Raw genomic sequence first — 20,352 nt, 5'->3', positions numbered from 1 at the left:
GTTCCCCTGCATACCCTCGGGGATGGGGATGGAGTCTCCCGGGACCATGTCCTGGTTGGAAAAGGGCCGCTCCGTCTGTGCTGTGGTCTGACACGACGACGTCCGAGTGCCACTCGAGTCTGTGACGGTCTCGGACCAGTGTCCGTGTACCTCTGCGGGTGACCAGGCCAGTGCCATGACAGCCGGTCCCTGGCTCGGCCAGTCCGAAGCGGGTGCGCGTTGGACACCCGGGAACAATCCTTCGACCAGGTCTGTCTCGGAGAACCCGACCGGGCCGGTCGACTCCTGCACGTGGCAGGTCCCTGAACAGTTGTAGTTGTGGTCCAACGTCGCACCGACCGTGCCGGTGGAGATCATCAGGCCCCCCGTGAGCAGTGGAACAGTAGGCGCCGTGTCCGCGACGGCAGCAGGCACCAGCGGTGCCCGCATCTCGCCGACCAGAGGCACAGCCACGAGCAGGGCGAGCGCCAAGCCCCCGACCAGGAGCCGGCGCGTCGTACTCATGCGTCAGCCCCGACCGCGACCGGGACGTCGACGACGGCGATCGCGGTCGGCTCGCAGTCGACGCTGAGGCCGGCGGCACGGACGAGCACGCATGCGATCTCCGGGGTGCGCGCCTCGACCACGAAGAGGCACAGCTCGGCCTCGGGCATGACCAGGAGATGGCGCAACACCGCCTGCCCCTCCTCCGACGCCGCCTTGCACGCCGCCGCGATATCGGCACCGGTTGTGTGGTCGGGCAGGAACGACTCGAGCAGGTAGTGGCGCATGGGACGCCTCCTCGTCTGGTTCGGAACGCGGCAGCTCTCACGCCGCACGGCCGAACCTAGGAGGGGTCGTGGCATCGCCGCGTCCGGGAAACCACGTATTCGTGGCTGCCGGCCTCAGGAGTACGCCGCCGCTAACTGGGCCCGGCTCCGGATGCCGAGCTTGCGGTAGATGCGACCCAGGTGGACCTCGACGGTGCGCGGGCTGATCGAGAGCGCGGCCGCCACTTCGCGGTTGCTGGCGCCGCGCGCGACCAGGCGGGCCACCTGTTGCTCGGCGGGCGTCAGCTCGTCATCGGCTACGGCCGGACGGCCGGCGACCCTGGCGAGCTCGTCGTCCGCGCGAGCCGCCCACAGCGGTGCGCCGAGGTCGCGGAACCCGGCGACGGCCTGCTCCAGCGTGGCTCGCGCGTCTCGTCGCCTGCCCGCTCGCCGTTGAGCAGAGCCGAGCGCGAGGCGGGCGCGCGCCAGCTCGAACGGCAACGGCAGTGCTTCGTAGGCCGCCGCCGCGTCCGCGAGCAGCCTCAGGGCTCGATCCCGGTCCCCGGTCGCCTCGGCGATCTGTCCGTCGGCGCGGAGCGCCATCGCCCGGGCCCAGCCGCCGGCCCGTCCGGCCCAGCGTCGCAACGGTTCGGCCCGATCGTCGGCCAGCTGGGCCTCCCCGGCCGCAATCAGCACCTCCACGTAGTCGGGGAGGTACCGCCACTGCCGGGGTTCGCACACCAGCTCGCGGTGGGCGAACTCATCCGCCTCGGCGAGGGCGTCGCCGGCCGCATCCAGGCGGCCCTCCGTCAACCCGAGGAAGCCGAGCGCACCGCAGGTCATCGCACGAACCCAGTCATTGTCTGCGCGCGCAGCCTCCGCGAGTGCTTCCGCCAGAGCGTCGGCGGCCGTCGGGTCGCCGCGATGAGCGGCCACCATGCCCGCGTAGCAGTGGGCCATCGCGATCCGTCCGCGTCGCTCGCTCTGCTCCGCATCGTCGACGGCGGCGCGCGCGAGCGCCTCGGCTGCGTCCCACCGACCCAGCCACAGCTCCAGCTCGGCGCGATGCCCGTCGATCTCGGCGATCGACCCGACGTCGCCCTCGACCTCGGCCTCGGCGCTCGCAGCGGCCAGCAGCCGTTCAGCCTCCGCGAAGTCGTCGACGAACTTGGCGCACTCGCCCAGCACCGTGGTCGCCCGCCACGCGACCGCGAGCGGCGGGCGGAGGTCGGCCTCGAGCGCCGCTGCCTCGTACAGCGGTGCGCGGGGCAGCCCGTCGCCGAGGTAGAACGAGCAGAGCGCTTGCTCACGAGCGGCCTGGGCGCGCACGTCGGGGTCCGGATGCTCGAGTGTGGACAGCAGCGCGAGGGCCTCGTCGATCATCACGCTGCGCTCGTCAACGGGCATCTCCGTGCGCGACGTGCGCGTCACCAGGGCCTGCGCGCGCCGCGCCGGATCATCACCTGCCTCCTCCAGCGCGGCGGCGGTGACGGCCCGCGCCTCCTCGACACCGCGGCTCTCGTAGACCACCTCTCCGAGCGCCATCCAGAGGCGGTGTCGGGTGCCGGGCTCTGTCGACACCGCCAGCGACTCGCGGAGCCGTTGCTCGGCCGCCGCAGTGGCGCCAGCGTCCACGAGGTAGCGCGAGGTGGCGAGGATCCGCGTCGTCTTCGCATCCTCGTCATCGACGGGCGTCAGTCGACCCGCGAGCCAGGACAGCTCCGCCGCGGCCTGCGGCGCACCACGCAGCCGGGCGCGCAGCGCGATCTCGTCCAGTCGGCCCGCCACCGCCGCATCGGGCCCCGAGGTGGCCAGGGCGAGATGCCGGACGGCGTCCTCGGGCTCGGCCGCGGCGTCGGCAAGTCGCCGATGCACGCGTCGGCGCTCGGCCGCGCCGGCGGCCTGCGCACAGGCGGTGGCATACAGCGGGTGCTGGAAGCGGACCCGGTCGCCGGTCACGTGGACGAGATCGGCCGCGACGAGGGCGCCCAGATCGGCGAGGATGGGCCGACCGCAGGCGCGCGCCAGCAGGTCGACCGTGGGCCGACGGCCCAGAGACGCCGCCAAGAGCACTTCGGCGGCCGGCGCATCCAGGTTGCCGAGGCGTCGTACGACGAGGTCGCTCACCTGCGTGCCCGGGTCGAGCACCGGCACGGCTCCATCGGCGCCGCGAAGCGCGCGGGCGAGCTCGAGCGCGTGCAGCGGGTTGCCGGCAGCCTCCTCGTGGATCCAGCGGAGCTCGACATGCCGGAGCCGCCGTACCCTGCCGGAGATCAGATGCTGTGTCGCGCCGAGGGACAGCCCGGGCAGGTCGAGCACCACGGCCTCGTCCATCGGCCAGCCGACCTCGTGCCTGCCCAGCCACGGCGTGCGTGCGGCGGCGAGCACCCGGACCGGAGCCGGGCCAAGGCGACGCAGCGCGAACGCAAGCGCGGCCGCCGACGCGGCGTCGGTCCACTGGACGTCGTCCACTGCGACCAGCACCGGGCCGCGCTGCGCCAGGATCCGCAACAGCTCCGTCACGGCAAGCGCCACGCCACGAGGGTTCAGGGCGGAGACCCCGGGGTCGCGCACCTGCAGGGCGATCTCGAGCAACCGCCGTCGTGGCGCGGCGAGCGCGACCACGCCCTCGGTCAGCACGTCGGCGAAGAGGTCACCCAGGACCGCGAACGGGAGGTCCCGCTCGGCCTCCGCCGGGGGCGCGACCAGGACACGCACGTTCGCCTCGCGCGCCGCGGCGACCCCTGCCCTCCACAGCGCGCTCTTCCCGATGCCGGCCTCGCCGAGGAGCAACAGCCGGCCCGGATCGGCGTCGCCGAGCACGTGCGCGAGGACCGCCGCCCGCTCATGCTCCCGCCCGACGAGGTCGCCGCCCTTGCCGTCCTCGGCCGTGGTCACGCCAGAAGTATCCGCCGCGCCCACGTGGTCGGCAACGGACGTGCGACGAGTCAGATGCGCGTGCGGTGGAAGTTCGCGTACGACTTCGACGGCGTCGGGCCGCGCTGCCCCTGGTAGCGCGAGCCGTACTTCTCCGAGCCGTAGGGGTGGGCCGAGGGCGAGGTGAGCCGGAAGAAGCAGAACTGGCCGATCTTCATGCCGGGGTAGAGCTTGATGGGCAGGGTGGCGACGTTGGCGAGCTCGAGCGTGACGTGACCGGAGAATCCGGGGTCGACGAACCCCGCAGTGGCATGGGTGAGCAGGCCGAGCCGGCCCAGCGACGACTTGCCCTCGACGCGGGCAGCGAGGTCATCGGGCAGCGTGACCACCTCGTACGTCGAGCCGAGCACGAACTCACCCGGGTGCAGGATGAACGGCTCGTCGCCCTCGGGCTCGACGACCCGGGTCAGGTCCGCCTGGTCCGCCGCCGGGTCGATGTGTGGGTACTTGTGGTTCTCGAAGACCCGGAAGAACCTGTCCAGGCGCACGTCGATCGAGGAGGGCTGCAGCATCTCCTCGTTCCACGGATCCATCGTGATGCGGCCGCCGCGAATCTCGGCCAGGATGTCGCGGTCACTGAGCAGCACGGAACGTAATCTACCCAGTGCACCGCTCGGGGCCGCTGGGAGCGTGCATCGTGGAGCGCCTGATGTACTCGTGCCATGGCTTCGTACGTCGTCACGCTGGTCGATCCCCCGACGACCCTCGCCCTGCGCCAACAGGTACTCCGCCCCCACCAGAGCGTCGCGGAGATGGCCGCCGAGACCGATGCGCCGGGCGCGTTGGCGGTGGCGGCCGTGCGCGACGACCTGGTGCTGGCCTGCGCGATGGCGGCGCCCGAGGCTCTGCCCGAGCAACCGGCCTCCCCCGCGCCGTGGCGCATCCGTGGGATGGCGACCGCACCGGAGCATCGCCGAGCAGGCCTCGGCAGTCAGGTCCTGGAGCGACTTCTCGATGAGGTGCGGCTGCGCGGCGGCCGGACGGTCTGGTGCAACGCGCGGGTCCCCGCGCGCGGGCTGTACCTCCGCGCCGGGTTCGCCGTCGTCGGTGAGCCGTGGGAGGACCCGGTCATCGGACCGCACCTGCGGATGTGGCGGGCGATCTGACGCGGCGCCGTCTTCGCCAAGGCTCCTTGTGACGAGGATTCCTTGTATTCGCTCATACATTCGACTACCATGGAGCCATGGATCTCGATCGGCTGGCCGACCTCGGAGCACGTGAGGTGCTGCTCGCGGTCGAGGCCAACCGGGCCGAGCAGATGCAGGCGGAGGCCGACCTCCTCGCCCTCGCTGCGCACTGGTGCGATCTCCACGGCGAGGTCCGCTACGACGACGAGCGCCGGGTGCGCTGCGACGGCGACGCGGAGCTGGTCGGGATCGGAGGCAAGGGCACGCCGTGGGTGGAGGAGTTCTGTGCCGCCGAGTTCGGTGCGATGCGCCACCAGCACCCCACGGCGGCGCGCAACCTGATGGCGGACTCGCTCGATCTCCGGCACCGACTGCCTCGACTCTGGAGCGCCGTTCAGGGACTTCGACTGGACGCCTGGGTGGCACGGCGGGTGGCGCGGGATACCCGCAAGCTCGACGCGCGGGCCGCTGGATACGTCGACGCCGCGGTCGCGCCGTTCTGCGGCACCCTGCCGGCGGGCCGGTTCCTCGACCTGGTGGCCGCCAAGGTGATCGAGGCAGATCCGGCGACTGCCGAGGAGGCCCGTCGGCACGCCGAGACCGCGCGGTTCGTACGCACCAAGCCCGACGGCGACGGGCTGTCGCTGTTGATCGCGCGCGCCCACACGGGCGACATCGTGGTCTTCGCCGCGATGGTCGAGCGGATTGCCCAGGTGTTGGTCGATCGCGCCGACACGTCCGGGCAGTCGGCTCCTTCGATGGACGAGCGTCGGGCGCGAGCGGTCGGGATTCTCGGCCACCCCGCCGAGGCGTTGCAGCTGCTGCTGGACGCGGCGCAGGGCGAGGGCGTCCCCGATGCCGAGGTCGACCACGAGCTGGATCCCGACGAGACGCTCCGCGGTGCACTCGCCCGTGTCGACGCAGAGGTTCTCCGCCCGCAGGTCCGGCTGTTCGCCCACCTCACCGACGACGCCCTTCGCGCATGTCCAGGAGTCGGCCGGGTCGTCCGGCTCGAGGGCCATGGCCCGATCACCGTCGGCCAGCTGCGCGACTGGCTCGCCTCCAGTGACGCCCACGTCACCGTCACCCCGGTGCTCGACATCGCCGACCAACGCCCCGTGGACGGCTACGAGTTCCCTGCTCGGATCGTGGAGTCGCTGCACCAGCGGATGCCCGCCGATCCGTTCCCCTGGTCGGTCAACACCAGCAGGCGCAAGGACACCGACCACAGCGTTCCCTACGTCCCACCGTCCCGCGGCGGACCGCCCGGTCAGACCGGCGTTCACAACGGCGCCCGCCTGACCCGCCAGAGCCATCGGCTCAAGACTCATGGCGAGTGGCGCCTCATCCAGCCGAAGCCCGGGCTGATCCTCTGGCGGAGCCCCCATGGGTTCTGGTTCCGCACCGACCACCACGGCACCACGCGGACCGGCCACCACGGGGTCATCTGGTTGGTCTCATGACGAGGCCGTCGGCCACAATGCTTCGGTGAACGCGCTGCTCTTCCACCGCTACGTCGCTCTCGGCGACTCCTTCACCGAGGGCGTCGGTGACCCGGATCCGTCCCGGCCCAACGGCCTGCGCGGCTGGGCCGACCGGGTGGCCGAGGCGCTTGCGGACCGTGCGCAGCGCGCCGACAGCGAGTTCGGCTACGCCAACCTCGCCATCCGCGGTCGCAAGCTCGGCGCGATCCTCGACGAACAGGTCGACCCGGCGCTCGCCCTGCAGCCCGACCTGGTCACCGTCTACGCCGGCGCCAACGACCTCCTCCGGCCCAAGGTCGACATCGACGCCCTGGCGAGGAGGTACGACGAAGCCGTCGGCACCCTCACCGCCAGCGGGGCCGTCGTTGGATTGTTCACGGCATTCGACCCGGGATCGCAGGGACTGTTTGCGCGCCTGAGGGGGCGGTTCGCCCTCTACAACGAGCAGGTCCGGGAGATCGCGGACAAGCACGGTGCCGTCGTCCTCGACTCCTGGCGGATGCGCCCGGACCGGCCGGAGACGATGTGGGCCGAGGACCGACTCCACCTGGGCCCTGCCGGGCACCAGGTCGTGGCCATCGCCGTACTCGAGGCCCTCGGGGTGCCGCACGATCTGGCCCTGCTCGAGGCGCCGGCTCCGGTGCAGCGCACGGCACGCGAGGTGCGGGCGACGAACCTCGCGTGGGCACGCACCCATGCCGCGCCGTGGGTGCACCGTCGGCTCACCGGCCGGTCCTCCGGGGACGGCATCGCCCCCAAGCGACCCGCGCTGGCGCCGATCGGTCCCTGCTAGCTCGGAATCAGTCCAGCTCGACGTGCGCGAACCGGTCCCGGGAGGGCAGGGTTCGCGCCCCGGGGGCGAGCCGCGCCGACCAGGGGGCGTGCTGCCACATGTGGTCCAGCCAGCGCGAGTACGCCCAGTAGACCCAAGGACGCTTGAAGTAGCCGAGCATCTCGTCATTGCTGCGCGAGAGGTTCGCCCAGTTCGCCGAGCCGTCCATCACCAGCGTGGCGTCGGGACGGTTGCCGATGTCGCCGTGGATGGCGAGCACCTTCAGATGCAGGTAGTCGTCGTAGATGCCGTCGCCGTTGACGTCGATGTGCACCGGGTGGATCGGGACCGGGCCTCGGCCGCCGGGCGACTCGAGGATCCCGTGCACGACATGGTCCAGCCGGGTGTACATCAGGCTCACCATGCAGCCGCGGTTCCACAGGGTCCGCAGGTGCTGGGCCACGCTGGCACCCACCGACCCGCTGAGCACGGCGTTCGCAGCCTGGATGCGGGTACGCCGTACGCTGCGACCGCCCGACGATCCGGTCACGGTGTCACGACAGCTGACCTTGTCGAGCTGCCGGCTGACCCAGTCGATCCGGCCTCGGTAGGGCAGCGGCGCGAGCCCGACCTGACCGAACCAGTGGACGACGAACGGCTGCGGATGGGGCCGGTCGCGCCAGAGCTGGTGGAAGACGGACTTCGCGTACTCGTAGACCTTCGTGCGGTTGACGACGGTGAACAGCTCGTTCCACTGGTGGCGGATCGCGTTGGTCGTGACGTTCGGGGATCCCCACATCGCCACGTCCTTCGCCGCACCGGTCCGGGAGAACAGGAACATCTTGGTGTGCATCGTGCCGTGGGTGCCTCGGCAGGTCGCGGCACAGGTGCGTGCCACGCTGCGCTTCGCACGGGGGTGCGCGGCGTTCCGTGCCCGGAAGGCGGCCCGCAGCCGGCCGAAGTCCGAACCGACCTCGGACTTCCCCCGCGCCATCACGAAATGAACGACGACCCCGCGCCGCGCAGCCGCGATGAGCGCGTCGGTCGCCCGCCCGAGGAAGTAGCTCCAGGTGGCGATGTCGATCTCCGAGTGCCGCGGCGCATGCGCGATGCTCTCGATGACGTTATGCATCTGGTTGTCCTGTGCCGCCCACGACCCCTTCGGGTCGTTGAACAGCGGGCCGGCGACGGGCATCCACCCATGCCTGGCCATCCCCGACGGCGCGGCGCCCGCATCGTGACCGCCGTGCGCACCGCCATCGGCGTACGCCGCCGGCAGCCCGACGACCACGATCGCTGCCATCGAGATCGCCGCCACCACGCGCCGTACCGATCCCCGGCGCGTCGCAGCCCGGCTGCGCGAGCGGGTCTGAGCAACCACTCCGAAGCATGGACGGGTCACGAGCTTCCCCTGTCGACCGGTGAGCAGCGGGTCACGCGCAGAGAACGCGCGGGATCAGTCTGCACACTGCCTGTCGGCGTTGTCCGCGGATCGACCGAAGTCGGCCGGGGGGAGCTTCGACCCGCTCAGCTGGCCTTGGTGGAGTGGATGTCGATCACGAAGACCAGGGTCTGGCCGCCCAACTGCTGCCCCGAGCCCTTCGGCCCGTAGGCGTACTTCGGCGGGATCGTGACCATGACCCGGGTGCCGACCTTCTGGCCGACCAGGGCGGCGCCGAACCCCTCGACCACCTGGTCGGTCGCGAAGCTCGCCGGCGCGCGGCCGTAGCTCTGGTCGAAGATCTTGCCGGTGTTCCAGCTGATCCCCTGGTAGTCGACGTTGACCGTGTCACCGGACTTCACCACCGTGCCGCTGCCCTGCTTGAGGACCTTCAGCTCGAGCTGCTTCGGCGGCTTGGTCTTCGGCAGCTTGACGGTGGGCTTGCCCTTGGAGTCGAAGGTGACGCTCGGGACGTCGTTGGTCCAGGCGGCCGGCACCAGCGGCTTCTTCTGCGAGAGCAGGTCGGTGACGATGACCATCGAGTCGGTGGGCTTGATGCCGGCCTGCGGGTTGCCCTGCGGCCCGTAGACGTCCTGGGCACGCGCCGTCGTCACCGAGCGGGTCCCGAAAGGCAGGCAGGACGCACCAGCGGCGAAGGCCGGCGGCACGGACGAGTTGCCGACCGTCAGGGTGAGCGGCTGGGTGCCCAGCGACTTGCCGTTGCCCAGGTAGACCGTCACCAGGGTGTTGACCTGCTCGCCCGCGTGGGTGGGCTTGCCGCTGCCCTTCTTCACGATCGTGCGCTCGGTGTCGTAGGCCTGCAGCGGCGACTTGAACGCCGCCTTCTGGGTCTTGCCGAACGAACCGGACACCTTCACCGACTCGCTGGTCGGACCGTCGACCAGCTTCTGGCACACGTTGCTCGAGGCCGAGGACGCCGACGACGAGGGGCTGCTCGACTCCGTGGGCTTCTTTGATGCTGTCGACGAGCCTGACCCGCAGCCGGTGAGGACCATGCCGGCGGTGGCCAGCACGCTGATCGACGCGACAACGGAGGGGCGAAGCTTCACGAGGAACTCGATTCGAGGTGAGGTCAAAGACTGCGCCAGTCTGCCAACCCCGCCCAAGTATCGGCGCACCGGCCGCCAGATGGCGCACCGCTGCACGCCGCGCCGGCCGTGGGCTATCATCACTCCTCGATGGACGGCCCGCGTCGTCCTCGTGCGGATGTAGCTCAGTTGGTAGAGCGCGACTTTCCCAAGGTCGATGTCGCGAGTTCGAATCTCGTCATCCGCTCCAAGAAACACTGGAGGTCTGCCGCGCGAGCAGAGCGCGACACTCTGCCCACCGTCGATGTCGCGAGTTCGCATCTCGTCATCCGCTCCACGCCCGAGCGACCGCGCACACGACGTAGCCTCAGGAGGCGTGACCGACTTCGCCGGCTTCCCCGTGGCCGCCTTCGACTTCTACGACGACCTGGAGATGGACAACACCCGGTCGTTCTGGGAGGCACACAAGGCGACGTATGCCGAAGCAGTGCGGACGCCGATGGTCGCGCTCACCGAGGCACTGGCCGCCGAGTTCGGCGCCGCGAAGGTGTTCCGGCCCCACCGGGACGTCCGGTTCGCCAAGGACAAGACGCCCTACAAGACCCACCAGGGCGCGTTCGTCGCCGCCGGGCCCGCCACCGGGTGGTACGCCGAGATCGCCGCGCCCGGCTTTCGCGTGGGCGCAGGGTTCTACCACGCAGAGACGGCCGAGCTGGCCCGGATCAGGACTGCGATCGACGACGACCGGCGCGGCAAGGAGTTGGAGGGGCTGCTCCAGACCCTGCGCCGCTCGGGCTTCGAGGTCGGCGGCGACCGACTCAAGACCAAGCCACGGGGCTACGACCCGGCGCACCCGCGGATCGACCTGCTGCGGCACCGGTCGCTCGTCGTCGCTCGGCAGTACGGCTTCGACGAGGTGATCCACTCGGCGGCCCTGGTGGACCGGGTGCGCGCGGACTGGCGTGCGCTGCGCCCGCTCGTGGAGTGGGTGCAGCGAGAGGTCGCCTGAGTCAGCTCTCGGCCTTGCGCACCGTGGCCAGGGTCCGGTCGACCTCCCAGTGCGCGTTCATCTGCCGGATCAGACCGTCGTCGTCCAGGCGGTACGTCGCGATCAGGTCGGTGTCGGCGAGAGTGCCGTCCTCCATCCGCGTGGAGAAGGTGCCGATGTTGGCGCACGCGTTGCCTCCTGCGAACGAGTCGCGGATGGTGAAGCGGAACTCGGCCACCGGCGCGATCGCCATCTCCCAGAAGGCCGCGATCCCGTCCTTCCCGTGATGACCGTTGCCCTCGGGGTCGAAGAACGACGGGCCCACCGGGTCCTCGAGAGTGGCGTCCTCGGCGAAGAGCGCCAACCACTCGTCCTTGGCCTTGCGCGACACCGCGTCGTACGAACGCTGCGACATCCGGCGTGCCGGATGATCGCCGTCCGGCGCGTCCCAGGTGATGAACTCCGACTCGATCATGGGCGAACTGTAACGCGTTCTAGTTTGTCCGGCCAGCGTGTCGCCCCCGTCAGTGCGGCCGCCAGGCGTCCTCGTCGGTGGTCCGCGCGGCGACGTCGGGGGGCAACCGCTGATCGGCGAGGGCGGCGATCGTGACGTGCTCGAAGACGTCACGAAGGCTGCTGCGCGCTGCGATCCAGACCAGTTGGAGGATCTCGGCGTTGCCGTTGTAGGAGACCGACTCCGGGCGCAGCCCGTACACGCTGACCAGAGGCCCGTCGACGGCCCTGATCACGTCGGCCACGGTGATCTCGCCGGGGTCGCGGGCCAGTCTCCAGCCGCCGGACTGTCCGCGCTGGCTGACCACCACGCCCGCTCGGCGCATATCGGCGAGGATCGCCTGCAGGAAGCCGTGCGGGATGTCCTGGATCCGGCCGAGCTCCTCGGCACTGACGGGTCGGCCCGCACCACGCAGGGCGATCTCGATCAGGGCGCGGAGGGCGTAGTCACTCTTCGCCGACACCCGCATGCACCAAGTCTGTCATGTCACTCGACTTCGCCTTGCATAGCCGGCGGACCGGGACCATAATGGATGTTACCGGTCAGTAGCCTAACCGGCACCGATGCCCGGACCACCGGGCCCGACGTGGAAAAGGTGGATCAGTGAGCCACTACAAGAGCAACATCCGCGACATCGAGTTCAACCTCTTCGAGGTGCTCGGCCGCGGCGAGGTGCTCGGCACCGGCCCGTTCGAGGAGATCGACGTCGAGACTGCGCGCTCGATCCTCTCCGAGGTCGACCGGATGGCCCGCGAGGAGCTGGCCGAGTCCTTCGCCGACGCGGACCGCAACCCCCCGGTCTTCGACCCGCAGACGCACAGCGCTCCGCTGCCGGAGTCGTTCAAGAAGAGCTACCAGGCCTGGATGGACGCCGAGTACTGGCGCCTGGGCACCATGGCCGAGCTCGGCGGTACGCCGGCACCCTCCAGCTTCAACTGGGCGATGGGCGAGCTCGTGCTCGGCTCCAACCCGGCCCTGTGGATGTACGGCGCGGGCCCGATGTTCGCCGGCGTGGTCCACCGAAACGGCAACGACCGGGACAAGAAGATCGCCCAGCACATCGTGGACCGCGGCTGGAACACGACGATGGTGCTGACCGAGCCGGACGCGGGCTCCGACGTCGGCGCCGGTCGCACCAAGGCCACCCCGAACGCGGACGGCACCTGGAACGTCGAGGGAGTCAAGCGGTTCATCACCTCCGCCACCAGCGACCTCACCGAGAACGTCATCCACCTGGTGCTGGCCCGACCGGCCGGTGTCGAGGGCGTCGGCGGGCCGGGGACCAAGGGTCTGAGCCTGTTCATCGTGCCCGAGCACCACTTCGACCTGGAGACCGGTGAGCTCACCGGTGCGCGCAACGGCGCCTACGTCACCAACGTCGAGCACAAGATGGGCATCAAGGTCTCCAACACCTGCGAGGTCACCTTCGGTGACGCCGGTGTCGGCGGTGGCGAGCCGGCCGTGGGGTGGCTCCTCGGCGAGGTGCACGACGGCATCGCCCAGATGTTCCAGGTCATCGAGAACGCCCGGATGATGGTCGGCAGCAAGGCCATCGCGACGCTGTCGACTGGCTACCTCAACGCGCTGGAGTACGCCAAGGAGCGGGTGCAGGGCGCGGACCTGACCAACTCGGCGAAGACCGCCCCGAGGGTCACGATCACCCACCACCCCGACGTACGGCGCTCGCTGATGACGCAGAAGGCCTACGCCGAGGCGATGCGTGCGCTGGTGCTCTACACCGCGTCCTGGCAGGATAAGGTGCAGATCGCGGAGCACAACGGCGAGCGTGACGAGATGGCCGAGCGGGTCAACGACCTGCTGCTCCCGATCGTCAAGGGCTACGGCTCGGAGCGCTCCTGGGTGCTGCTGGGCACCGAGTCGCTGCAGACCCTCGGCGGGTCGGGCTTCCTCCAGGAGTACCCGATCGAGCAGTACGTCCGAGACGCCAAGATCGACACCCTCTACGAGGGCACCACCGCGATCCAGGGCCAGGACCTGTTCTTCCGCAAGATCGTGAAGGACCAGGCGCAGGCGCTCGGCTTCCTCGCCGGCGAGATCGACGGTTTCGTGAAGTCCGAGGCGGGCAACGGTCGGCTGAAGGTCGAGCGCGAGCTGCTGGCCAAGGCCCTCGAGGACGGCCAGGCCCTGGTCGGGTTCATGGTCAACACCCTGATGAGCGCCGACGAGAGCAGCAACACCGGCGAGGGCGACGCAGATATCCGGAACATCTACAAGGTCGGGCTGAACACCAGCCGGCTGCTGATGACGCTCGGCGACATCGTCTGCGCGTGGCTGTTGCTGCGCGGTGCCGAGGTCGCGCTGACGAAGCTGGGTGGCGAGGTGTCCGAGGCCGACAAGCTGTTCTACGAGGGCAAGATCGCGGCCGCGCAGTTCTTCGCGCGCAACACGCTGCCCAAGCTCGCCGCCGAGCTGGCCATCGCCGAGGGCACCGACCTCTCGCTGATGGAGCTCGACGAAGCGTCCTTCTAAACCTCGCAGGACGATCAGAGCGGGGCCGCACCGGAGACGGGCGGCCCCGCCGCTGCGTTTCGACGCATATGTCCGACCCGACTGGGTAGAAGAGCGGCAGAGCAAGCCACACCGACCGAAGGAGGACCCATGGGTATCGGCCTGGGAATCGTGCTGCTCGTCATCGGCCTGATCTTGGCCACGGACGCCGTCAGCCTGCCGAGCAGCTGGCAGGACCACATCGACGGCAACACGTTGGGGTGGATCCTGATCATCGTCGGCGCCCTGGCGATCATCCTTGCCCTGGTGATGAACGCCCAGCGCTCACGGACCACCCACGTGGAGGAGCGCCGCACCGACCAGCCCCCGCCGCCGCGCGTCTGAGCAGCCCTCAGGTCGCTGCGCCGGCAGCCGATGCAGCGGCTCGGCCGGTTGGTCGCACCGCCAGGACAGGGGTCAGCGCGGGACGCTTGGCGACCGGCGCCGCGCCCGGTGCGCGTCCGAGCAGCCGCCGGCCCAGCTGGCGACCCAACCAGGGCGCCATGAACGTCAGCGCCCAGTGACCATCGCGCGCGAGGGCCCCCGCGCGTCCCGTCCTGCGGGACGAGGGCTCGAGCCGGCGCCAGCCCGCGTCGGCACCGGGCAGGCCGGCGAGCTCGGCGATCCCGGCCGCGATCCGCCAGTGCCCCTCACTGCTCCCGTGGATCCGGTCGTGGCTCCACAGTCGCCGGTCCCCACACATCGCCAACGGGAACAGATCCAGCAGGGCTACGTCGTACCGCCGGGCGATGCGGGTGATTCGCTCGTTGAGCGCGACCTCACGTGCGCGTAGCCAGCGCATGGACGGGATCATCCGGCCGATGTCGGGGAACGTCATGGTCAGCACGTCGCAGCCGGTGTCGCGCAGGGCCGCGACGGTCTCCTCGATGTCGCGGGCGGCGGACTCGAGGTCGAAGTCGTGGCGCAGCACGTCGTTCATCCCGACCGCCACGGCGGCGAGATCGGGCTGGAGGCTCAGCGCTGCGGGCAGCTGGACGTGGCGCACGTGCGCGGCCCGGCACCGGCGTACCGCGAGATTGGCGTACTGCAGCTGCGGGCTGCTGGTCGCCGCCAGCCGCTCGGCGAACCGGTCCGCCCAACCCCGCGGCGACCCGTCGGGGGCCAGATCGTTCAGACCCTCCGTCTGGCTGTCGCCGAGGGCGACAAAACGGAAGTAGTTCACGTTGTCAACGTATCCGGATCACGGCCTGCGCAAACGGGTTTCGATCGCTCAGCGGGCGGCTCCCCCGAGCGGCAGCACCAGCTCGGCCGGTCCGCCGGTGGCGAGCCGGACCGGGATGCCCCAGTCCTGCTGGTGCATCCGGCAGGCCGGGCCCTCGCCTTCGTCCGCGTCGCAGGAGGCCGCCCGAGCGGCGATGTGCAGCAGGCCCTCGCCGACGGTCTCGTCCAGGACGAGCGTCCGGGTCAGATCGGTGCCGACCCCGTCGCCCGCGCGGAGCAACGCCGGTGGGGTCGCGCTGACGTGCAGCTGGGTGGCCGGTCCGAATCGGTCGTCGACCTTCTGCCCCGGCGGAGGCGCGAAGGTCACCTGCAGACGAAGCTCGCCGGGCGCGACCTCGGTCGGCGGCCGGTGGGTCCGCGAGACCGGGCCCTCGACGCGGTGCGAGGCCAGGGCGAGCGGCGCCAGCCGGTGCGCGGCCGACTCCACCACCACGACGGCGTCGTCCACCACGACGAGGCCGCTCGGCTCGGCCAGTCCGCTGGCCACGGTCTGCAGCTCACCGGTGGCGGGGTCGAAGCGTCGTACGGCGCCGTTGTAGGTGTCCGCGACCAGCACCGCCCCGTCGTAGACGGCGACGCCGAGCGGATGCTGCATCCGCGCCTGCCCCCGGTCCCCGTCGTGGAAGCCGAAGTCGAAGAGCCCCTCGCCGACTACCGTGTGCACCGTCTCGTCCTGGACGTAGCGCAGTGCCGAGGTCTCGGCGTCGACCAGCCAGAGCCGGTCGCCGTCCGGTGCCAGACCGCTCGGCTGAGCGAACCAGGCCGCTGCCAGCGGCCCGTCGAGCAGACCCTCGTTGGCGGTGCCGCCGGCATGCGCCATCCGGGCGGTGACCGGGTCGAAGGTCCATAGCGTGTGGTCGCCGGCCATCGCGACCCAGAGCCGGTCCTGCCACCAGGCGACGTCCCATGGGCTGTTCAGACCCGCGGCGAGTTCCCTGACCCGACCGTCGCGGAGACGTACGCCGACCAGGCGGTGCCCGACCGTGTCCGCGACGACCACGTCGGAGCCGAGCGCATCGGCGACGTCGGTGGGCAGCAGGCACAGGCCGTTGGGCTCGCGGAACCCGCCGATCACCCGGCGGACCGCGGTGAGGTCCTTCTCCAGGTGGACGAGCTGGTCGTGCCCCGCGTCGGCCACCAGCAGCGAGCCGTCGGTCAGCCGGACGGCCTTGGCCGGGAACCGCAGGTCACTCGGCTCGGTCACGGGCGCCACGTAAGGGGAGTCACCGGGCTGCAGGGTGCCCCGCTCGGCGTACGCCGGCGACAGCGCGGTGATCATCGCGTCGATCGCGTGGGCGTGGCCCTCACCGGCGTAGTGGGCGACGACGTACCCCTCGGGGTCGACGAGCACCAGCGTCGGCCAGGCCCGCGCGGCATAGGCCTGCCAGGTCCGCAGCTCGGGGTCGTCGAGGACCGGGTGAGCCACGCCGTACCGCTCCACGGCTTGCCGCAGCGCGACCGGGTCGGCCTCGTGCGCGAACTTCGGGCTGTGCACCCCGACCACCACCAGCGCGTCACGGTGCGCCTCCTCGACCGGTCGCAGCTCGTCGAGCACGTGCAGGCAGTTGATGCAGCAGAACGTCCAGAAGTCCAGCAGCAGCCACCGGCCGCGCAGATCACCGAGGTGCAGCGGGCCGTCGGTGTTCAGCCAGCCGCGGCCGATCAGCTCGGGCGCGCGGGTTCGGGGAAGGGTGGGCACGACGGTGGGGGAGGTCACGCTCCCATTGTCCCGCGGCGGCCATAGGGTGCGGACATGAGTGACCGGATGACCGGCCAGCAGCGACTCGCGGCGTACGTCGAGACCTGGCACCGCGCCTGCACCGACTTCGTGACCCTGGCTCGCACGCTCACCGAGGACGAGGTCACACTGCCCACCGACCTGCCCGGCTGGAGCGTGCACGACAACGTCGCGCACACCGCGCACCTCGAGGCGGTGCTGGCCGGTGCGCCGGAGGAGACCCTCGACGTGCCCGACGGCCTGGCGCATGTGCGCGGCCCGATGCACCGCTACACCGAGCAGGGCGTGCTGGCCCGGCGGGACCGCACGGTCGCCGAGCTCGCCGACGAGATCGAGAGCGCCGTCGCGACCAGGTACGCCGCGCTCCGGGCCGACCCGCCTGTCGACGGCTCCAGCGCCCCGCCCCGGACACCGGGTGGCGCTCCGTGGGACAACGAGACCCTGCTCGCGAACCGCCCCCTCGACGTATGGATGCATGAGCAGGACATCCGCCGCGCGATCGGCCGACCGGGGGGCTACGACTCGCCCGCGGCGGCACACACACTGCGGCGGCTCGGCGCCTCGCTGCCGATGGTGCTGGGCAAGCGGGTCGCCCCGCCGGCGGGCACCAGCGTGCTGATCGAGGTGCCCGAGGCGAGCTGTCGGTTCGGTGCCCGGATGGGCGACGACGGCCGCGCCATCCGAGCGGTTCCCGAGCAGCCGACGGTCCGCGTCTCGCTCACCCCGGAGGCGTTCGTCGTCCTCGCCGGCGGACGCCGCGGCGTGGACGCCGTCGAGGCGGCGTACGACGGCGACGAGGAGCTCGGCCGACGGCTGCTCACCTCGATGGCGGTCACGCCATGACCTGGTCCTTGGCGGACATGCCCGACCTCACCGATCGTCGGGCGCTGGTGACCGGCGTGACCAGCGGGCTCGGCGAGACGATCGCACTCGAGCTCGCCCGGGCGGGCGCCGAGGTGGTCCTCGCCGCGCGGTCGGAGGCCAAGCTGGACACGGTCGAGGCGGACCTGCGCGCCCAGCTGCCGCAGGCGCGGCTCCGACGGCTCGTGATCGACCTCGCCGACCTGGGCGCGGTCCGGCGGGCGGCCGCCGAGGCCGCCGAGCTCGGCGAGCTGCACCTGCTGGTCAACAACGCCGGCGTGATGGCGACGCCGTACCATCGCACCCCCGACGGCTTCGAGCTGCAGATGGCCACCAACCACTTCGGCCCGTTCGCGCTGACCGGGCTGCTGATGCCGACGCTGGTCGCCTCCGGCGGCGGCCGGGTGGTCAACACCTCGTCCCAGGCACACCGGCTGACGCTCTCCGCACCACTGGGCGACCCGCGGGTCGAGCGTGGCCACTACTCGCGCTGGCGTGCCTACGCGCAGTCCAAGCTCGCCGACCTGCTGTTCACCTACGAGCTCGACCGGAGACTCCGTGACGCCGGGCTCCCGGTCTCGGCGCTGGCCGCGCACCCCGGCTACGCCTCGACCGGGCTGATGGCGACCGGCCGCACCTCCGGTGGTGGCGAGCTGAACCACGCGGGGCGGGTGCTGATCGGCGCGTTCCACCTGGCCGGGCAGTCGCCCCGGATGGGTGCGATGCCGACGCTGATGGCCGCAACCGCCGACCTGCCCGGGTCCACCTACGTCGGCCCGAGCGGCTTCGCCGAGATGCGTGGCTGGCCACGGATCGTGCGGTCCCGTCGGCTGGCCCACGACCCCGACGTCCAGCGACGGCTGTGGGAGATCAGCGAGAACGCCACCGGGGTCCGCTACCCGTGAGGCTGCGTCCGATCACCGCCGCCGACCATGCGGCCGTGCTGGCCCTCAACCAGGCCCACGTCGAGCTCCTCGCCCCGCTCGACGTGCCGGGCCTGGTCGCGCTGGCCGGCCAGGCCGACCTCGCTCACGTCGTCGAGCACGACGGCCGGTTCGCCGGGTTCGTGGTCACGCTCGCCCCCGGCTCGCCGTACGACTCGGTCAACTACCGCTGGTTCGCCGAGCGGTACGACGACTTCTACTACCTCGACCGGATCGTGCTTGCCGAGCCGTTCCGCCGCCTCGGTCTCGGCACGCGTGTCTACGACGAGGTGGAGGAGCGGGCCCGCGAGCACGGCCGGATGGCCCTGGAGGTCAACCTCGACCCGCCCAACGAGCCGTCGCTCGCGTTCCACGGTGGCCGCGGGTACGTCGAGGTCGGCCGGCAGGAGTCCCAGGGTCACCTGGTCGCGCTGCTCGTGCGCGAGCTGCCCCAGCACCGGAAGGGCCCGTTCGGGCTACCTACCGGCGGCGGCGTACCCACTGGCCTACGATCCAGCGGGTGAGCGACTCCCCGCGGCGCCTCAGCGCGCACCAGCTGATCGACCTGGTCCTCGACGAGGGCTCATGGGTCTCCTGGGACGTGCCACCCGACCGCACCGGGGTGTCGCCGTCGTACGCCGCGGAGCTGGAGGCCGCCGCCGAGCGGTCGGGGGTCGACGAGTCGGTGCTGACCGGTGAGGGCACGATGCGCGGGCGCCGGATCGCCGTGCTGGCGTGCGAGTTCGGATTCTTGGCCGGCTCGATCGGACGCGCGGCTGCGGACCGGCTGGTTGCCGGCATCGAGCGCGCCACCCGTGAGGGCATCCCGCTGGTCGCGGCGCCGGTGTCCGGCGGCACCCGGATGCAGGAGGGCACCCCGGCGTTCGTGCAGATGATCCGGATCTCGGCTGCGATCGCGGCACACAAGGCGGCCGGACTGCCCTACCTGGTCTACCTGCGACACCCGACCACCGGCGGGGTGATGGCGTCGTGGGGGTCGCTCGGGCACATCACCGTGGCCGAGCCGGGCGCGCTGGTCGGCTTCCTCGGCCCGCGCGTCTACCAGGCGCTGTACGGCGAGGCGTTCCCCGAGGGCGTGCAGACCTCCGAGAACCTCTATGCACACGGCATCATCGACGCGGTCCTTCCCCCCGAGGAGATCGCCGGCATCCTCGACCGGGCGCTCACGATCCTGCAGTTGCGGCCCGCACAGGTCGGCGCGCCGTCGCCCACCTCCGAGCTCGACACCCCGGACGTCGATGCGTGGCAGGCGATCACGATCTCCCGGCGGCCGGACCGGCCCGGCGTACGCCGGCTGCTGCGCTACGCCGCCGAGGACGTGATCCCGTTGAACGGCACCGGTGAGGGAGAGGCGGATCCGGGTCTGCTGATCGCCCTGGCCCGTTTCGGTGACGCGCCCTGCGTCTTCCTCGGCCAGGACCGACGCGGCCAGACCAACCAGCCGATGGGTCCCGGCGCCCTGCGCGAGGCCCGGCGCGGGATGCGGCTCGCGCACGAGCTCGGGCTCCCCCTGGTGACCGTCATCGACACCCCTGGCGCGGCGCTGTCGGCCGAGGCCGAGGAGGGGGGCATGGCCGGGGAGATCGCCCGCTGCCTGGCCGACCTGGTCAGCCTCGAGGCGCCGACGCTGTGCCTGATGCTCGGCGAGGGCAACGGCGGCGGCGCACTGGCGTTCCTGCCCGCCGATCGGGTGGTGGCCGCCCAGCACGCGTGGCTCTCGCCGTTGCCTCCGGAGGGAGCCAGCGCGATCGTGCACCGCGACGTCGAGCACGCCCCCGAGATGGCGCGGGCCCAGCAGGTGCGGGCGACCGATCTGTGTGACCGCGGGCTGGTGGACCGGATCGTTCCGGAGCGACCCGACGCCGCCGACGAGCCCGAGGAGTTCTGTCGCCGAGTGGGCGCGGTCCTGGAGCAGGAGCTGACCGGCTTGATCGCGCAGGATCCGCGAGTACTGGCCTCCCGCCGAGCGGCGCGGTTCGCTGGACAATAGAACACGTT

19 protein-coding genes and 1 tRNA gene are annotated in these 20,352 nt (G+C 71.3%); 11 read left to right on the top strand and 9 right to left on the bottom strand.

Annotation, left to right across the window (positions count from 1 at the left end):
• Positions 1-500 precede the first annotated feature (500 nt).
• The 3 genes from Q9R13_RS14845 to dcd all read right to left on the bottom strand — a co-directional run bounded on the left by Q9R13_RS14845 (position 501) and on the right by dcd (position 4,273).
• Positions 501-770 (bottom strand): hypothetical protein, encoded by a 270-nt coding sequence (locus Q9R13_RS14845; RefSeq protein ID WP_310961946.1) that lies wholly within the window; start codon positions 768-770, stop codon positions 501-503.
• Between the two features lie 114 nt (positions 771-884).
• Positions 885-3,647 carry an AAA family ATPase gene (locus tag Q9R13_RS14840; RefSeq protein ID WP_310961945.1) on the bottom strand — a complete coding sequence of 921 codons (2,763 nt, stop codon included), beginning with the start codon at positions 3,645-3,647 and terminating at the stop codon, positions 885-887.
• Positions 3,648-3,697: 50 nt separating this feature from the next.
• Positions 3,698-4,273 carry a dCTP deaminase gene (gene dcd / locus Q9R13_RS14835; protein ID WP_310961944.1) on the bottom strand — a complete coding sequence of 192 codons (576 nt, stop codon included), beginning with the start codon at positions 4,271-4,273 and terminating at the stop codon, positions 3,698-3,700.
• Between the two features lie 75 nt (positions 4,274-4,348).
• On the opposite strand from dcd, the gene Q9R13_RS14830 reads away from it, so the two are divergent.
• From Q9R13_RS14830 to Q9R13_RS14820, 3 genes are all read left to right on the top strand, one after another.
• Positions 4,349-4,792, top strand: a complete 444-nt coding sequence (locus Q9R13_RS14830; RefSeq protein WP_310961943.1) for a GNAT family N-acetyltransferase — start codon at positions 4,349-4,351, stop codon at positions 4,790-4,792.
• Positions 4,793-4,869: 77 nt separating this feature from the next.
• Positions 4,870-6,276, top strand: coding sequence for a hypothetical protein (locus Q9R13_RS14825; RefSeq protein WP_310961942.1), 1,407 nt, complete (start codon positions 4,870-4,872; stop codon positions 6,274-6,276).
• 25 nt (positions 6,277-6,301) lie between these two features.
• The gene (locus Q9R13_RS14820) at positions 6,302-7,090 is read left to right on the top strand and encodes an SGNH/GDSL hydrolase family protein (protein ID WP_310961941.1); all 789 of its coding nucleotides are present in this window, start codon (positions 6,302-6,304) and stop codon (positions 7,088-7,090) included.
• A gap of 7 nt (positions 7,091-7,097) precedes the next feature.
• Here Q9R13_RS14820 and Q9R13_RS14815 read toward each other — a convergent pair whose 3' ends face one another.
• Together Q9R13_RS14815 and Q9R13_RS14810 are read right to left on the bottom strand one after the other, a co-directional pair.
• Complete coding sequence (locus tag Q9R13_RS14815; protein ID WP_310961940.1) at positions 7,098-8,471, bottom strand: phospholipase D-like domain-containing protein; 1,374 nt, start codon at positions 8,469-8,471, stop codon at positions 7,098-7,100.
• Positions 8,472-8,596: 125 nt separating this feature from the next.
• Entirely contained in the window at positions 8,597-9,580 is a 984-nt protein-coding gene (locus Q9R13_RS14810) for an FKBP-type peptidyl-prolyl cis-trans isomerase (protein ID WP_310961939.1), read from the bottom strand.
• A gap of 153 nt (positions 9,581-9,733) precedes the next feature.
• Between Q9R13_RS14810 and Q9R13_RS14805 the strand changes: the two genes are divergently transcribed.
• Positions 9,734-9,809: transfer RNA gene (locus tag Q9R13_RS14805), tRNA-Gly, on the top strand.
• Between the two features lie 126 nt (positions 9,810-9,935).
• Complete coding sequence (locus tag Q9R13_RS14800) at positions 9,936-10,568, top strand: DUF2461 domain-containing protein (RefSeq protein ID WP_310961938.1); 633 nt, start codon at positions 9,936-9,938, stop codon at positions 10,566-10,568.
• A gap of 1 nt (position 10,569) precedes the next feature.
• Here the strand turns inward: Q9R13_RS14800 and Q9R13_RS14795 are convergent, their stop codons facing one another.
• Both Q9R13_RS14795 and Q9R13_RS14790 read right to left on the bottom strand, forming a co-directional pair.
• Positions 10,570-11,022 carry a nuclear transport factor 2 family protein gene (locus Q9R13_RS14795; protein ID WP_310961937.1) on the bottom strand — a complete coding sequence of 151 codons (453 nt, stop codon included), beginning with the start codon at positions 11,020-11,022 and terminating at the stop codon, positions 10,570-10,572.
• Positions 11,023-11,071: 49 nt separating this feature from the next.
• On the bottom strand, positions 11,072-11,530 hold the full coding sequence (locus tag Q9R13_RS14790; protein ID WP_310961936.1) for an RrF2 family transcriptional regulator: 459 nt from the start codon (positions 11,528-11,530) through the stop codon (positions 11,072-11,074).
• A gap of 134 nt (positions 11,531-11,664) precedes the next feature.
• Here Q9R13_RS14790 and Q9R13_RS14785 point away from each other — a divergent pair, with 134 nt between their 5' ends.
• Together Q9R13_RS14785 and Q9R13_RS14780 are read left to right on the top strand one after the other, a co-directional pair.
• Entirely contained in the window at positions 11,665-13,551 is a 1,887-nt protein-coding gene (locus Q9R13_RS14785) for an acyl-CoA dehydrogenase (protein WP_310961935.1), read from the top strand.
• A 129-nt stretch (positions 13,552-13,680) separates the two neighbouring features.
• On the top strand, positions 13,681-13,914 hold the full coding sequence (locus Q9R13_RS14780; protein ID WP_310961934.1) for a DUF6458 family protein: 234 nt from the start codon (positions 13,681-13,683) through the stop codon (positions 13,912-13,914).
• A 7-nt stretch (positions 13,915-13,921) separates the two neighbouring features.
• Here the strand turns inward: Q9R13_RS14780 and Q9R13_RS14775 are convergent, their stop codons facing one another.
• Both Q9R13_RS14775 and Q9R13_RS14770 read right to left on the bottom strand, forming a co-directional pair.
• Positions 13,922-14,752 (bottom strand): SGNH/GDSL hydrolase family protein, encoded by an 831-nt coding sequence (locus Q9R13_RS14775; RefSeq protein ID WP_310961933.1) that lies wholly within the window; start codon positions 14,750-14,752, stop codon positions 13,922-13,924.
• Between the two features lie 48 nt (positions 14,753-14,800).
• Positions 14,801-16,528: a thioredoxin-like domain-containing protein gene (locus Q9R13_RS14770; protein WP_310961932.1), complete on the bottom strand. Its 1,728-nt coding sequence runs from the start codon at positions 16,526-16,528 to the stop codon at positions 14,801-14,803.
• A gap of 36 nt (positions 16,529-16,564) precedes the next feature.
• Between Q9R13_RS14770 and Q9R13_RS14765 the strand changes: the two genes are divergently transcribed.
• Genes Q9R13_RS14765 through Q9R13_RS14750 form a run of 4 tightly spaced genes read left to right on the top strand, consistent with a single transcriptional unit; the run spans position 16,565 to position 20,344 of the window.
• Entirely contained in the window at positions 16,565-17,392 is an 828-nt protein-coding gene (locus tag Q9R13_RS14765) for a maleylpyruvate isomerase family mycothiol-dependent enzyme (protein WP_310961931.1), read from the top strand.
• Positions 17,389-18,315 (top strand): oxidoreductase, encoded by a 927-nt coding sequence (locus Q9R13_RS14760; protein WP_310961930.1) that lies wholly within the window; start codon positions 17,389-17,391, stop codon positions 18,313-18,315. Before Q9R13_RS14765 ends, Q9R13_RS14760 begins: the two co-directional genes overlap by 4 nt.
• A complete protein-coding gene (locus Q9R13_RS14755; RefSeq protein WP_310961929.1) occupies positions 18,312-18,857 on the top strand; it encodes a GNAT family N-acetyltransferase in 546 nt (181 codons plus the stop codon). Before Q9R13_RS14760 ends, Q9R13_RS14755 begins: the two co-directional genes overlap by 4 nt.
• The gene (locus Q9R13_RS14750) at positions 18,854-20,344 is read left to right on the top strand and encodes a carboxyl transferase domain-containing protein (RefSeq protein ID WP_310961928.1); all 1,491 of its coding nucleotides are present in this window, start codon (positions 18,854-18,856) and stop codon (positions 20,342-20,344) included. The genes Q9R13_RS14755 and Q9R13_RS14750 overlap by 4 nt, the downstream gene beginning before the upstream one ends.
• Positions 20,345-20,352: the final 8 nt, after the last annotated feature.

Source organism: Nocardioides marmorisolisilvae (genome assembly GCF_031656915.1).
In the GTDB taxonomy this organism is placed as follows: domain Bacteria; phylum Actinomycetota; class Actinomycetes; order Propionibacteriales; family Nocardioidaceae; genus Marmoricola; species Marmoricola terrisoli.
The sequence above is the reverse complement of the archived record's forward strand: the minus strand, read 5'-3'. Positions and strand labels throughout refer to the sequence as shown.